We start from the raw sequence: 15,373 nt of genomic DNA on the forward strand, positions 1-15,373 counted from the left end.
CCCCTAAAAACCTAAGCTAGACAGAAGATCATCTACATCATCTTGACCTGAAACGACATCGTCCCGTTGGTCAGCATCAATGATTGGGCCTTCCGCCTCTACACCATCAACCTTATCGGCCTTAACGCTAGATGGTTTAGTGTGTTCTGTACCGTCGCGTTCCCCAAACATGGTAAGCATGTTTACAAGGCTATCTTCTACCTCTTTTACAAGGTCGATAACACGACGAATAACCTGCCCTGTTAAGTCTTGATAGCCCTGTGCCATCAACACTTCGGTAAGCAATTGTGTAAGTTTAGCTGACTGAGCCGAACCTTCTTCCAATAATTCGTCTAAGTCTGCGCATAAAGCCTTAAATTCACCAAGTTCGATTTGGCGATTCATAAGCTTCTTCCACTCTGGCATGACCTTTTCGATCCGCTCCGACAGCATTTCTGCTATCGGCATGCTCGCCTCAACGGCATCCATAGTAGTATTAGCAGCTTTTTCAGTTTCTTCAATTACGTAGGTAAGGCGGGACTGCGCATCAGGAATGTCATCTGTAGCTAAATTTTTGATGCGGTCGTCTATTTGAAAGTTATTTAACGCGTCGTGGAGTTGACGCGTCAATTTCCCTACTTCAGCAAACAACTCAACGTTTTCTTTCATTGAGACGGCTTCAAGTAGTGCGTTAGCTGAAGTCTTATCGCCTTCTTCAAGAAAAGCGACAAGTTGTTTTGCTTCCTCTAACGATATTGGAACGTTTACATTCGTTGACATCCAGTAAACCTCATTTATCTGGTGAGCGTCTGGATCAACCTAAACGTTCGAATATTTTATCTAATTTTTCTTTTAGTGTTGCTGCTGTGAACGGCTTTACAACGTAACCATTTACACCTGCTTGCGCCGCTGCAACGATTTGCTCTTTTTTCGCTTCCGCAGTAACCATAAGCACAGGCAAATGCTTAAGCTTATCGTCTGCTCTTATAGCGCGAAGCAAATCGATGCCCTGCATACCAGGCATATTCCAATCGGTCACAACAAAGTCGAAATCGCCCTGTTGTAACATAGGTAATGCAGTGCTTCCGTCATCCGCTTCCTGGATGTTGGCAAAACCCAAATCTTTTAGCAGGTTTTTGATGATTCGTCTCATGGTAGAAAAGTCATCGACCACGAGAATTTTCATGCTTTTGTCCAAAATAGCCTCCAGTGAGGGGTTAATTGTTATTAATCTCTATTCTTCGTCAGCTTGCCACGACTTCATTCGTGATTTGAGTTTTAACATGGCTTGACTATGAATTTGACTGACTCTCGACTCACTTACATCAAGAACTTCGCCTATTTCTCTTAAGTTTAGTTCTTCATCGTAATAAAGTGAAAGTACAATCGCTTCTCGCTCAGGTAATGTCGTAATTGCATGGGCAAGCGCTTTTTGAAAAGCACCCTGCATTAAATCTTCTAACGGTGCGTCACTGCCTCTACTTTGTTCAGTAGTAATAACATCTTCCGACACACCTAAATCTTCAATACCCACCAGCTTTCCGGCATTTACTTCATTAAGCATCTGGTGATAATCCTGCAAGCTTACGTTAAGCTTGTCAGCAATATCTGAATCTCGTGCATCGCGCCCTGTCTCGCTCTCTACTTGAGATATCGCTTCCGTTATGGCGCGGCCGTTACGGTGAACAGAACGCGGGGTCCAATCACCTTTTCGTATTTCGTCGAGCATGGCACCACGGATCCGAATTCCTGCGAAGGTTTCGAAACTTGCGCCTTTAGAGCCGTCAAAGTTTCGTGCGGCTTCTAGCAACCCAATCATGCCTGATTGGATAAGGTCATCAACAAGTACGCTGGCAGGCAGTCGCGCAATCAAATGATGCGCAATTCGCTTTACCAGAGGCGCATGTCTTTCGACTAACTGCGATTTATCTGTTTGTTGTTGATAAGCGGCTGCCTTGCTGTTCAACGCTGACTTCCTACGGCTTTTTCTGCAACTAATTGTTCAATGAAAAATTCTAAGTGGCCACCGGGCTGCGCTGGAATTGGCCACGTAAGTGCTTTACTTGCCAACTTAGTTATCGCTACTGCTGCCGGAGAGCCTGGAAAGGCGTCAACAATAGCCGTTTGCTTGCGCACCGCCTTGCGAATATTCTCGTCGAAGGGCACTGTCGCCACTAATTCTAGTGCAACATCGAGAAAACGCCCTGTCACTTTGCTTAATTTGCTAAATAATTCCTGACCTTCACGCACATCGCGAACCATATTGGCTACGACTTTGAAACGAAAAACACCGTGCTCGCGGTTAAGAATTTTTATTAGTGCGTAGGCATCTGTTAAAGATGTTGGCTCATCGCATACGACGACCATGATATCTTGTGAGGCCTTTGAGAAGCTTAATACCATATCTGATATGCCTGCTGCGGTGTCGACGATAAGCACATCTATCTGAGAGCGTAATTCGCTAAACGCTCTGATCAAACCAGCGTGTTGCGTTGGTGAAAGCTCTGCCATTGACTGCGTGCCCGATGTGGCAGGCGCAATCTTAATGCCGTGAGGACCGGTCACTAACACTTCGTCCAACGTACATTCTCCAGAGAGCACGTGAGATAGGTTTTTCTCAACCCTTAGCCCTAGCATAACATCTACGTTGGCAAGGCCAAGGTCGGCGTCAAGAACCATTACTCTCTTACCCTGCTTCGCCATCGCGATAGCAGTGTTGAGTGTAATGTTTGTTTTACCTACGCCACCTTTACCACCAGTGACGGCGATTACTTTGATTAACCGTGATTGCTTCATTTTTCTTAAGCTACTCGCTTGGTCGTCAATCATACTGCTTATGCTGTTTTAATTGCGTTGTTACCACTAGTATGATTCAAACCGTACTTTTTATAAAGCTTTGCAGCAGCGGAAACTAAAGATTTCGCTTCTGCAATCTTAATGTCTTCAGGCACTTTTTGGCCATCGGTGACATAACTAACCGGTAGTTGATATTCAACCGCTGCACTAAGTACCTCTCCTAAAGAGTAGCACTCATCTAACTTTGTGAAAATACAGCCACTTAGTTCAATATCATCATACGCTTGAATGATTCTCTGCAAAGCAGGATATTGCGTATTAGCTTGCGCTACCAAATATTTTTTAACTTTCGGCATTTGGCCATTGTCGAACTGCTTAATTTGCTTAATTAATCGACTATCACGCTGACTAAAACCTGCTGTATCAATCAATACTAGTCGCTTATGACGAAGTTGGAACAATAAATCTGCAAGTTCTTCACTAGTTTGCGCTTTTCGCACAGTACAGCCAATAATTTTTCCGTATGTCGCTAGCTGCTCATAGGCTGCAATTCTATACGTATCAATGGTTATCATAGCCACCGACTCTGCACCGTATTTCTGCGCATAGCGAGCGGCTAACTTTGCAACAGTGGTTGTTTTACCCGTACCAGTAGGCCCCACTAATGCAACGGCACCTTGTGAGCTAAGTATATCGTTTCCGGTAACATTTATGCGATTAGCCAATAGGTTAAGAAGATATACCCATGCGTCACGTTCGTTGTAATGAGCAGGTGTATAGCTAATAAGCTGTGTTGCAAGCGCGCTACTCAAACCCATATCAGTTAATCGCGTGACTAGGTATTGATGAACAGGTTTTTGACGCTTGTTCTTCGCTTCCATTAAGTCGGCCACTTGATACTGTAATACGTCGCGAAGCGAGGCTAACTCTTCTTTGATTTGAGCTAGTTCAGCAGACTGAGATACAGGTGTTTCACCCATACTTGACGCTTGGTGCTCAGGAAAAGGCTGTTGCTCGACAATGTCTTGAGGTTGGGATTGTGTTCCAAGGTCGTCGATAAAGGCTTCTGAAAAATCTAAGTGAGATGCAATTTCGTTGGCGTGTTTAGCGTTCGCTGATATTGGCTGTGTTGGTTGTGCAGAACTGCTCGCGCCTGGGTTTCCACCATGCTGCTTTTCAAGCAATGCTTTTAAGCTGTCAGGGCCGTCGTCGCCAATAATTTCACTTAAGCTAGGCACGGCCTTTTGACCTGGTGTTTTAGCTGCGGCTTGTGGAGCCGCCTTAGGCGTGAAAAGCTTAGCTTCAGGCTCTTTGTCGTAGGCTGCTACAAGCTCGATACCGTCAGCGACTTTGCGATTTGACATGATCACAGCATCACTGCCTAACTCAGCTTTAACTTGGCTTAGCGCCTCACGCATATCTTTGCCGAAGAAACGTCTAATTTTCATTGCAACCTCTCCAATCACCCAGTGTCAGATTATTGACCGACCGAACTGACTATTTTTATTTGTTTGTCGTCAGGCACTTCTTGGTATGAAAGAACATGAAGCCCAACAACAGAATACTTTAAGAAGCGAGACAGAACGGGTCGCAACATGCCAGAGGTAAGGAGTACTGCAGGCTCTCCCTCTAACTCTTGCTGCTGACTGGCTTGCTGCAATGATTTTTGCAGCTTGTCTGCCAGACCTGGCTCTATGCCAGCGCCATCTTCGCCACCTGCTTGAAGTGACTGGTGCAACATCTGTTCCAACTCTGGCGCCAAGGTTATGACAGGTATCTCTTTCGCCCCTTGGGTAATTTCTTGAACGATAAGACGCTTAAGTGCTATACGTACCGCAGACACCAGTACATCTGGGTCTTGGCTACGCGTACCGTACTCACTAAGCGTTTGCACGATAGTGCGCATATCGCGAATAGGTACGCCTTCGAAAAGCAAGGTTTGCAGCACTTTCACTACTGTACTAAGCGGCAGAATATCAGGCACCAAGCCTTCAACCAATTTAGGGTGCTGTTTGGCCAGCATATCCAGAAGCTGTTGGGCCTCTTCATGCCCAAGTAACTGATAAGCGTTATTGGAAAGCAACTGACTTAAATGCGTGGCGACAACTGTAGCTGCATCTACAACGGTATACCCAAGGGTTTGCGCGTGCTCACGCTTATTAGGTTTTATCCATACTGCATCTAAGCCAAACGCAGGGTCTTTAGTCGCACGCCCCTCTAATTTACCGAACACTTGCCCTGGGTTAATCGCAAGCTCTTCATCGTGACTAATAACTGAATCGCCAATGGTTACGCCAAGCATAGCAATCGTATAAGTATTAGGTTCAAGGTCTAAATTATCGCGGATATGAACCGGTGGAATAAGGAAGCCAAGCTCTTGGGAAAGCTTTTTACGTACCCCTTTAATCCGTGTTAACAACTCGCCACCTTGAGACTTGTCTACAAGAGGAATTAAACGATAACCCACTTCTAGACCGATTGTATCGACCTGCTGGACATCGTCCCAACCTAACTCTTTAACTTCAGGGGCCACGGTTTCATCTTTTGATATATTCTCTGGTACTTGAGGCTCTGCGGCTTTTTTCTTCGCCTGAAGCGACTGCCAGTAAGCAAAGCCCGCTATCAGGAAGGAAAAACCCAAAAATGCGATATGAGGCATACCCGGGATAATACCCATGACAAATAGAACGCCCGAGGCGATGTATAGAGCTTGGTTATTACCTAACTGACCGCGGATTTCCTTCCCCATTTCTTGAGTTTCATTTTCGCGGGTCACGATAATTGCTGTGGCTACCGAAAGTAGCAATGAAGGTATCTGCGCCACCAAACCATCACCAATAGTCAAAATTGTATAGATTTCTATGGCGTTCCCGAATGATAGCCCATGCTGAATCATGCCAATGAATAGACCGCCGACAATATTAATGAGCATGATGAACAGGCCCGCCACTGCGTCACCTTTCACAAATTTTGACGCACCGTCCATCGACCCGTAAAAGTCAGCTTCAGCGGTAATCTCTTCGCGGCGCTGTCGCGCTTGATCCTGGTCTATATAACCAGCATTCAGGTCGGCATCAATTGCCATCTGCTTACCAGGCATAGCGTCCAAGGTAAAGCGAGCACTTACCTCTGAAATACGCCCTGCGCCTGCGGTCACAACTTTAAAGTTGATAATAAGAAGGATAGCAAACACAACAATACCTACAGCATAGTTACCGCCGATAACAACCGCACCGAAGGCTTCAATCACTTTTCCAGCAGCATCACCGCCCTCGTGACCGTAAAGTAAAACCACCCGGGTAGAAGCCACGTTTAATGCAAGTCGTAAAACCGTAGCAATCAGTAACACTAAGGGAAATATGCCAAAATCGACGGGCTTTTGCGTTAAAACTGCCACCAAAATGATGACGAGAGACAAGGCAATATTGAAACTAAACAGCACGTCCAATAAAAATGGCGGCATAGGTAATATAACCATGCCCATAATTGCTAAAAGGACGATGGGTGCGCCTAAACCACTGGTAAAATTTTGCAGCTGATTTTTATCGAATCGCTGAAGATAACCGGATAACTGCATGGCTTGGTGTCTCTCTATCAGAAAATTGACGCTTTGTGTGAATCTTCAAAAGAGTCTTCAACTAACGTGCCAGCTTTATAGAAAGAGGAATTTAGATTCGACTAATCCTGATGAAATTCGCGTCACATCTAAATGGGTGCAAAATTTCAATCCATTGAGTGAATTAGCGTCGATATTCCGGTGGTATTGGCAGATCTCGTTTGAGCGGCTTAGGTCGCTTGCCCTTTCCAGCCCTATGCGCTTTAAGCTGATAAACATGTGCTAGCACCTGCGCTACCGCCATAAACAAGGCGTTAGGGATTTCGTCGTCCACTTCTGTAGAGTAGAAAATGGCTCGCGCTAACATGGGGGAAGGGATCAGCGGCACGTCGTTAGCGGTAGCAATTTTTCTGATATGCATCGCTAACTCATCAGCACCTTTAGCGACCACAACCGGCGCCCTTACGCCCTTCTCATCGTACTTAATGGCAACAGAAAAGTGAGTGGGGTTGGTCACAACCACGTCGGCTTGTGGGACTTCTTGCATCATGCGCTTGGTTGCAGCCTGATATTGCAGACGGCGAATTCGGCCTTTAACCATAGGGTCGCCTTCCGCATTTTTCCGCTCGTCTTTCACCTCTTGCTTGGTCATCTTCATTTCTTTGTTGTGCTTGTACATTTGATAAGGCACATCAATGAGCGCAATAGGGATCATGCCGCACACTAAAATAAGAAACGCCCACTTAAGCATATCGAGTGCGTGAAAGATGTTTCCCGGATATAGTTCCATATCTAAATGCAATGCTTCATCTTCAAAGAACAGTAACGCCCCGATGGCCATGCCGATTATGACCACCACTTTCGCTATGGACTTCAATAACTCTACCAAGCCATTTGTGCCAAACATTCGCTTGAAGCCTTGAATAGGACTCATCTTAGAGCCTTTAGGCTTTGCCCCTTCCCAAGTAAAGTTGAAACCACCAAGCGCGATAGAGCCATAAATGCCCGCTATCATGGCAACCACCATATAAAGCAGCACCGCTGGACCTACCGCAGAAAATGCTTCACCCCATGCGCCAAACATGTGGGTGATATCATAGGTTTCGTCACGAGAGAGAATGAACATTCTCTGAGTAAGTTTAAAAACAGATTCAGCAATCCACCCTCCCACAAACAAGAACATAAAAGCACTGACGATAAGTACTAGGGTCGTAGAGAGTTCACGGGAACGGGCTAGCTGCCCTTTTTTTCGGGCATCTTCGAGTTTTTTCCCCGTGGGGTCTTCTGTTTTTTCGCTTGAATCTGCCATGTTTTCCTACGAACAAATATTCAATAGTTCACACATAAACTGTTCGGCTCTAAACCATTGAGTTTCAAAGTGTGCAGTAAAATTGTCAAGTGTTATCCAGATAATCAGCAATCCCATTACCTGAGCAATCGAAAAACCAATACTAAAAATGTTTAGCTGTGGCGCAGCTTTGGTCATTACACCAAACGCTAAATTCACGATCAGCAGCGAGACGATTGGCGCAAGGGAGAGGGTCACTGCCGATATAAACATCCAACCGCCCCAATGGGCAATATCGCGGAACTGTTCTCCTGTCCACCATGCTTCGCCTATAGGAAACGCCTCGAAGCTCATGACTATCATTTGGATCATAGACAAATGCCCGTCCAAGGTCCAAAACAATAAGGTCGCCAATATTAGATAAAACTGACCAACCGCGGGCACGTTAATACCGTTTACCGGGTCAACAATAGACGCAAAACCTAAACCGGTTTGCATGGCTATAATTTGACCTGCAAGCACGAAGGTATTGAGCACCATCATTGATATAAAACCAATAGCAATACCTATTAGCAATTGCTGAATAACAATTAAAAATGTGCCCACATCGACCAAATTTTCTATGGGTGACGGGGGCACCACTGGCATGATGATGAGCGTGAGCATTATACCCAACAAGGCTCTTACCTGCGGGGGAATTGATTTAGCACTCAAGCCAATCATGGCAACAAACAAGCCGCTAATGCGCATAAACGGCAGCAGCATGTCTGCTAGGAATTGATTGATGGTCGCGAGTTCAAATTCCACAGCGCTAGCCTTCTATCCCACAACCTGAGGGATCATATCAACCATTCTGAAAGTAAAGTCCATAAGCTGTTGCACCAACCAGTTACCGCCCCAACTCAGCGCAAGAAGCGTTACAAGCAAGCGAGGTAAGAAGCTCATGGTTTGTTCGTTGATACTGGTGGCGGCCTGAAATACAGCGACGACTAGACCTACGATCAAGCTTGGGACAATCACCGCAGATACCAACACGATAACCATAAACATGGCTTCCCGTAGTATTTCTACAAAGACTTCTGGTGACATAAGCCCTCCTAGACGCCCATACCGAAACTGGTCGCCAACGTACCGAAAATCAGGTTCCAACCATCAACTAGCACGAACAGCATGAGTTTAAATGGCAAGGATACAATCATAGGTGAAAGCATCATCATACCCATGGCCATCAATATAGACGCTACCACCAAGTCAATGATGAGAAAGGGAATAAATAGCATAAAACCAATTTGAAACGCGGTTTTAAGTTCACTGGTTACAAATGCGGGAATAAGGATGGTTAGCGGTACTTCATTGGTATCGGCATACTTCCCTTCATCTCCGGCTATCCGTACAAATGTTTCTAGGTCTTTTACCCGTGTTTGTGAAAGCATAAATGCGCGCATGGGGCCTTTGGCTTGCTCTAGAGCGTCCAAGCTGGTGAGCTGCTCGTTAAGATAGGGCTGTAAAGCTCGCTCGTTTACCTCTTCAAATACCGGCGCCATAATAAACATGGATAGAAACAAACTTACGCCAATGAGTATCTGGTTTGACGGAGATTGCTGTAAACCGATAGCCTGACGCAGAATCGACAACACCACAATAATACGCGTAAACGACGTCATCATCATGATAAACGCAGGAATAAGGCTTAGCGCTGTCATGATAAACAGCGCTTGAAGCGTCATGGTGTAGTCTTGAGATCCATCTTGATTGGTTGTCACCGTGACGGCAGAAATTCCCTGTTGAGCATAGGCGGGCTCAACGAGAAGTAATAAGGGCAGCATTAAAAGTAGCCAGGCAAACTTACGCATCTCTCGACTCTTCCTTTGTTTTATTCTTTTCTATATTCGGGTTGAGCTTTCCCGCCATAGCAGCAACAAGTTTTTGTTTAAACGCATCGGCGCCATTTTGTTGCTCGCCTGTGGTTTTGTTCACACCTTTCACGGGCATATCGAGATTCTTATCTAATTTACTCAAATGAGAGATGTTGTGACTGGTAACACCAATGAGGTGCTGTTCTTCACCTACCTGAATCACCATGATTTTTTCTTTTGTGCCAACAACCATGCTGGCCGCGACTTTCATTTGATTTCCTCCCATCGCAGTGACATTAAATCGACGCATCACATAAGCAAGGGCGAAAATCACGCCAACAACGACAAGTAAAGAAAGGAAAATTGACAGTACCGACGTGGGATTGGTGATTGACTGGGTCGACTGCGCGACGGCTATCTGGCTAAATAAAAGGGGCAGCATTGCGCAACCCCTTAGTTTATAAGAAGTTTTACCTGAGCTTCTTGATTCTCTCAATTTGACTAATAACATCCGTTAATCGAATACCGAATTTGTCGTTGACCACTACTACTTCTCCATGAGCAATCAACGTGCCATTAACTAATACATCTAGTGGCTCACCGGCAACACGATCCAGCTCCACCACAGAACCCTGGTTCAACTGTAGCAGATTTCGGATACTTATTTGACTACGACCGACTTCCATCGAAATAGTCACAGGTATATCTAGAATAGTATCTAGCTTTTTCTTTTCTTCTTGCGTAATCGGCGCGTCGTCAGTTAATTCGTCAAGTTCAGCAACTTGTACGTCTTCGTTATCGCCAGCCTCTTGTTCCGCTTCAGATTCGGCTTGTTCGGCCATTGCCGCTGCCCAATCGTCCATACCGTCTTCACTCATGGGAACTCCCCTCTACCTTACAGGTCTTCTTCGAGTACTTGCAGTTCTGCGTCATTATCAATAATGCGCCCACCGCGGGTTAATAACTGTAGCTCAGACTTCACTGAAGTCGGTCTTGCAATCTTCTCTACAATTTTCAGCGCCAAATTGTCGCGACTACGACCTAACTTAGCCCTGAATGTGGGTAAATCTTCAATTAATACTGTGATAGTTTCTGGCATCTCCACAGGGATGATATCGCCAGGTTTAAACTCCATCACATCGCGAAGCGGTACATCAACGTCTAGCATATGCGTAGTTAACGCCACTTTAACGTCCATAATTTCATCGCGAAGCGCCTTACTCCAACGTAAGTCTGTATCTTCTTTATCGCTTTGAACACCCGCATCAAGCAATTCGCGAATGGGCTCTAACATCGAGTATGGCAAGGACACGTGGAAGTCGCCACCGCCTCCGTCCAGCTCGATATGGAACGAGCTGATAACTACAACCTCGGTCGGGCTCACAATGTTCGCCATCGCAGGGTTTACTTCTGAGTCCAAATATTCAAACGACACATCCATGACCGGTGCCCAGGCTTCTTTATAATCTTCAAAGATTATTTTAAGCAGCATCTGGATAATACGGCGCTCCGTTGGCGTAAACTCTCGGCCTTCAATTTTCGCATGATAGCGACCATCGCCACCAAAGAAGTTGTCTACCAGAATAAATACCAAACGGGCTTCCATGGTGATAAGCCCTGTGCCTTTAAGTGGGCGGAAACGCACCATGTTCAAACTCGTTGGAACGAATAATGTGTGAATATATTCGCCAAACTTAATCATCTGAATACCGTTAATCGATACTTCAGCTGAACGTCGCATCATGTTGAACAAACTCACACGCATATGACGTGCGAAACGTTCATTAACGATTTCAAGCGTAGGCATACGCCCACGCACAATTCTGTCTTGCGAGGAGAAGTCGTACTCGAGCGTAGAAGCATCAGAGTCGCTACCGCCAACCTCTTCTTCTTCTACATCATCTACCCCGTGTAATAGGGCATCGATTTCATCTTGAGATAATAAATCACTCACCGTCTTCTACCTTACTTGGTCATTGCATTACTGCATGACAAACCCAGTAAACAATACGCGCTCAACTACATCGCTGCCCGTAATGTCTTTTAATGCTTTCTGCACTTCGTTTACCGCCTGCTCGCGAAGCTCAATTTTACCGGCTTCTGTTACCAAGTCGTCCGCATTTGACGTACTAAAAGCTTGCAACAGCGTACCTTCAATAAGCGGTATATGCGTTTTTGCTAATTCTTCGTTATCAGAACCACGTACTAATAGCTGTACTTTAATTTGAACCAATCGGTCTCGTCCCGAACCCGGCACGTTAAAAACGAAAGGTCTCGGCATAGCAACATAAAGTGCCGTACCAATTTCAGCGTTACCTGTACTCGCTGCCGGCGCACTTGCAGCAGCTGCTGCAGCATCAGCTTCAGCCAATTCCTCGGCCGCAGGCTCATCACCGCCCGCGAAAAGCAAGAAATAAGCGGCAGCCCCGCCGCCTACAAGAACCACAGCGATAATGATGATCAACATCATTTTGCCTTTCTTCTTACCGCCTTCTTCTACCTGTAACTCTTCATCAGCCATGTGTAACTCATCAGTAATTTTAAGAAAAAACGTATTATCAATGTTCCACCGCAAATGGCAATGCCATAATTCGTATCTACAGATGGTCAACACTGTAGCAGCAACAATTAACTCGCAATATGCAGCGTTTCATCGAACTGTTCGTTCAGAATTAAACGAATACCCCAAACATAGCAGTCTTGAAATAATCTCACCATGCTACCTATTGATAATAGTTTTGCCCTATCTTAAGCGTAGAAATCAATTCCGCCCTTGGCTGCCCGCGTCACTGATTGCTCGACAATTCGCATTTCATCCACGTCGTCTAAACCGTCATTTTCTCCGCGGTTTCCGGCGCCATTTCTACTGCCACTATTTTCTGCAAGTTGCTGGCCATTTTCGCTACTTGAAGAATTATCTTTTCTTACTTGCGCATCACCCAATTCAATGCCTTGTTCTGAAAGCATATCTCTTAGTTTTGGCATAGCGTCAGCTAGCGCCTCTTTAGCTTGTTGAGACTGCACAACGAAACTCACGCTTGCCGCGTCACCTGCAACGTTTACCCGCACCTGCATGCTTCCCAACTCAGGTGGATCAAGACGGATTTCAGCCATGGTGTTACGCGCGTTCACCATCCAGCGAATTTTTTCGTTTAGCTGTTGCTGTCCTTCTGGCTTATGAATATTGACCGCTTTATCAAAGCCCTCAAACTGCTGTTGAGATTTTGACGCTTCAGCGCGAAGCTGTGCGTTTTCTTGTATTACCGTATCGGTTTGTCCCATCATACTTGCAAAAGCCTGTTGAGCACTGGCTTGCGTTTGCGTCATTAAATTTAGGAACTGACTTGCTTGGTTATCGACCCTAGCCGTCATTGAAGCAGTTACGTCGGTATTCACTGTCGCCTCTTTTGCGGCGTCTGCCACGATAGCTGATAAATCGATGCCAGGCTCTCTACCTTGTTGAACTTGTTGCTGAAATTCATTGATACCGGCAATGATGTTTGTCTTCACAGCTTGTTGTTGTGCACCACTTGGCATTACTGCAACGACGCGCTCAGCAAACGCCTCGGTAGCCTTTTGTGCAGTTTGTGGGGTGAGTTCACTTAACGCAGTTAATAAGTCACTTTGTGGATCACCGGTCATTTCAAAGCTAGTACTTTGAGACATTGTGTTTTGAGGTGCAGCATTTTGGGTATTCATCAATGACGCTGCGTCAGTAGCCGTTACCTTATTTTTGTCTGCCCCGTTAGCATTTACACCAACATTTTCCAGAACAGCCCCGTCAATGGCTACTTCAGCGGCTATGACAGTGGTTGCATCAGAATACAATGCTTCTAATTGAGAGCTGGCTTCATCTGACGATTGTTGCTGCATCGCTTTAAGCTCATCAGATAACAGGCTTAACACAAGAGATTCATCTGCTGCGTTTTTACTATTTGCCAGCATTCCCTCTGCCCCTTCGCTCACGCTTTGCTCTACATCGTTATCGCTCTCTTTTTGCTGCATGAGTTGCGCTATTAGCGTCGAAAGTTCACTGGCATTTGGGTCTGACTTATCCTCGGTAAGGAATTTAGAAAGTTCAGCGTTAGCTTCGCTGTTAGCATCATTTTGTTCGCTACCGGCACTATTTTGTTCGCTTTCAGCGCCAATCAATAGTGCAGTTAAAGCACTCAGTGTTTGTTGTGCGTCAGTCGAAAGGGATTCGATAGCGATGTCCCCCTCACTGTTGCCACTTTTAAGCTGAGAAAGTAAATGTGCCATTACCGAGGGCGCGTCGCTGGCATCTACACTGTCTGGGATCTTCCAAAGCTTTCCGTTTTCTTTTACAGAAAGAACATTAACGGTCTCATCTGGAACTTCAGAAATACCATTGGCTGCTCTGTTACCTGGTTGCCCTTGAGTTTGCTCTCTGCTATCAGCCTTACCAAAGCGATCAGCTAGGGTTTCAACATAGGCAACCCAGTCAGGCTCTTCATCAGATTTGTCCGGCTTTCCATCTGGCGTACCCGGCGTGGTAATGACGCCAGCCTCTGCATCTTTTTTGCCGCCTTCTCCAATGACAAACTCTGCTTCGGTTACGGCTTTTTGTTCAACATCACCTTCAGCGTCATCTACTATCAAACCGGCCTTTTCCTTATCGCCCGAGTTGCGCTGTGCTGCTGTCTCATTTGAACCGATAGCAGTTCTTTCTTCTTTTGTAGACGGCTCGGACTCAGCAGGATTGTCTGTTACTTTCTTTTCAACGGGAAGATTGGTATGTCCGGCATCTCGGTCTTTATCCTTTTCTACCGCCTCATTAGAAACTGAAGAATGAGCTGCAGAACTGGTTGCACGGGCTGCCTCCCCGGACAGAGAGCGCATTGCATCTTTGTCATTTAAAACAAAATCTGATTTGCTCGATTTTGCTTCCTGATAAAGTCGATTAAATGCTTGGTTGTTTTCGCTATTCGCTTGCTGTTGCGTGCCAATACCTGTTTCGACCGCTTTAGCTGTGCTAGAAGCAGAAAAAGGTAATGCGGCAATGTCTGTTTTATGTGCGGCAACTTGTTGCATATTGTCCTACCGTCCTACATTTATATCGTCTTTCACCAAAGAAGACGTAATGTGATGCGAATTATTTACTAGGCGTTAAACAAAGCATCCTAAACCCAGATTATCGCAAACCCACCAACGCTTGTTTTAATTACAACCACTTAAGGCTATCTCGCCCCCTACGTCGCTAATGTTTCGCGTTAAGGGTTACGCTATTTTTGGTTGAATTTCTTACTTTATAAACTGTTTAGAAATTATCCAAAAAACTGTTAAACCGTGATATTTATTACGCTGTAATTTCGGCACGTTGAGCCATTTGATATTGGTTTTGCAAAGGTCGAGCCAAAGTGGCTTGAGGCTATACTAATGATTAGAAAGGTCAACGCTTGGCTCTGAAAAATCGTTGGGTAGCAAACTCATCCATCATGGCCTGTTCTGCCTTGGCCTCTTTTTTCTGTTCTACCAACTTTTTCTTATCAAGTAATAAGGTTACGGCTTTCACTTTTTGCTGTTGCTTTAGCCACAGTTGCTTTCGCTGATCCGCAGCCATTTGTGCACGAGCAATCACTTGCATCTGCTGCTCACACGCTTTATCTAGTTTTCCAACGAAGGATAAATGCTGCTGATAATAGGTGGCGGTAACACCCGCTTGACCGGTTTGTTGAATGCCCTTTATATAGTCAATACGGTACTGCTCGAGGCTAGTAAGCTTTTGCTTTTGCTGATTTACGTTTTGCTGAGCCTGCTGATAATACCGGGCTTCTCGCTGCTCTTTTTCTCGCTCAAACTCGGCTAGACGCTCTAGTTGTTTAGACATTTTTAGCGCCCTTACTCAAGAGTTTTGATTTCTTCTTCACGAGCGTTTTA

The 15,373-nt window shown here is 45.5% G+C and carries 16 protein-coding genes; all 16 read right to left on the reverse strand.

Annotation, left to right across the window (positions count from 1 at the left end; all coding sequences use genetic code 11):
• Positions 1-3: 3 nt before the first annotated feature.
• Complete coding sequence (locus tag AC27KT_RS01680; protein WP_487126847.1) at positions 4-759, reverse strand: protein phosphatase CheZ; 756 nt, start codon at positions 757-759, stop codon at positions 4-6.
• Between the two features lie 34 nt (positions 760-793).
• On the reverse strand, positions 794-1,177 hold the full coding sequence (cheY, locus tag AC27KT_RS01685) for a chemotaxis response regulator CheY (protein ID WP_025254383.1): 384 nt from the start codon (positions 1,175-1,177) through the stop codon (positions 794-796).
• 36 nt (positions 1,178-1,213) lie between these two features.
• Positions 1,214-1,945 (reverse strand): RNA polymerase sigma factor FliA, encoded by a 732-nt coding sequence (locus AC27KT_RS01690; RefSeq protein ID WP_039223050.1) that lies wholly within the window; start codon positions 1,943-1,945, stop codon positions 1,214-1,216.
• Entirely contained in the window at positions 1,942-2,808 is an 867-nt protein-coding gene (locus tag AC27KT_RS01695) for a MinD/ParA family protein (protein ID WP_039223052.1), read from the reverse strand. Before AC27KT_RS01695 ends, AC27KT_RS01690 begins: the two co-directional genes overlap by 4 nt.
• 5 nt (positions 2,809-2,813) lie before the next feature.
• Positions 2,814-4,223 (reverse strand): flagellar biosynthesis GTPase FlhF, encoded by a 1,410-nt coding sequence (gene flhF / locus AC27KT_RS01700; protein ID WP_487126850.1) that lies wholly within the window; start codon positions 4,221-4,223, stop codon positions 2,814-2,816.
• Between the two features lie 29 nt (positions 4,224-4,252).
• The gene (gene flhA / locus AC27KT_RS01705; protein ID WP_487126852.1) at positions 4,253-6,352 is read right to left on the reverse strand and encodes a flagellar biosynthesis protein FlhA; all 2,100 of its coding nucleotides are present in this window, start codon (positions 6,350-6,352) and stop codon (positions 4,253-4,255) included.
• Positions 6,353-6,515: 163 nt separating this feature from the next.
• Positions 6,516-7,640, reverse strand: a complete 1,125-nt coding sequence (gene flhB, locus AC27KT_RS01710; protein ID WP_487126854.1) for a flagellar biosynthesis protein FlhB — start codon at positions 7,638-7,640, stop codon at positions 6,516-6,518.
• Between the two features lie 6 nt (positions 7,641-7,646).
• Positions 7,647-8,426, reverse strand: coding sequence for a flagellar biosynthetic protein FliR (gene fliR, locus AC27KT_RS01715; RefSeq protein WP_487126856.1), 780 nt, complete (start codon positions 8,424-8,426; stop codon positions 7,647-7,649).
• Between the two features lie 12 nt (positions 8,427-8,438).
• Positions 8,439-8,708 carry a flagellar biosynthesis protein FliQ gene (gene fliQ / locus AC27KT_RS01720; RefSeq protein ID WP_012517675.1) on the reverse strand — a complete coding sequence of 90 codons (270 nt, stop codon included), beginning with the start codon at positions 8,706-8,708 and terminating at the stop codon, positions 8,439-8,441.
• Positions 8,709-8,716: 8 nt separating this feature from the next.
• Entirely contained in the window at positions 8,717-9,472 is a 756-nt protein-coding gene (gene fliP / locus AC27KT_RS01725; protein WP_487126859.1) for a flagellar type III secretion system pore protein FliP, read from the reverse strand.
• Entirely contained in the window at positions 9,465-9,917 is a 453-nt protein-coding gene (fliO, locus tag AC27KT_RS01730; protein ID WP_487126861.1) for a flagellar biosynthetic protein FliO, read from the reverse strand. The genes fliP and fliO overlap by 8 nt, the downstream gene beginning before the upstream one ends.
• A 28-nt stretch (positions 9,918-9,945) precedes the next feature.
• On the reverse strand, positions 9,946-10,353 hold the full coding sequence (gene fliN, locus AC27KT_RS01735) for a flagellar motor switch protein FliN (protein WP_014948639.1): 408 nt from the start codon (positions 10,351-10,353) through the stop codon (positions 9,946-9,948).
• 17 nt (positions 10,354-10,370) lie between these two features.
• Complete coding sequence (gene fliM / locus AC27KT_RS01740; protein ID WP_014948638.1) at positions 10,371-11,429, reverse strand: flagellar motor switch protein FliM; 1,059 nt, start codon at positions 11,427-11,429, stop codon at positions 10,371-10,373.
• 27 nt (positions 11,430-11,456) lie between these two features.
• The gene (gene fliL, locus AC27KT_RS01745; RefSeq protein WP_487126864.1) at positions 11,457-11,996 is read right to left on the reverse strand and encodes a flagellar basal body-associated protein FliL; all 540 of its coding nucleotides are present in this window, start codon (positions 11,994-11,996) and stop codon (positions 11,457-11,459) included.
• 227 nt (positions 11,997-12,223) lie between these two features.
• Entirely contained in the window at positions 12,224-14,527 is a 2,304-nt protein-coding gene (locus AC27KT_RS01750) for a flagellar hook-length control protein FliK (RefSeq protein WP_487126866.1), read from the reverse strand.
• A 358-nt stretch (positions 14,528-14,885) separates the two neighbouring features.
• Positions 14,886-15,323, reverse strand: a complete 438-nt coding sequence (gene fliJ, locus AC27KT_RS01755; RefSeq protein WP_487126868.1) for a flagellar export protein FliJ — start codon at positions 15,321-15,323, stop codon at positions 14,886-14,888.
• Positions 15,324-15,373: the final 50 nt, after the last annotated feature.

Source organism: Alteromonas sp. 5NW40-0090 (assembly GCF_057552975.1).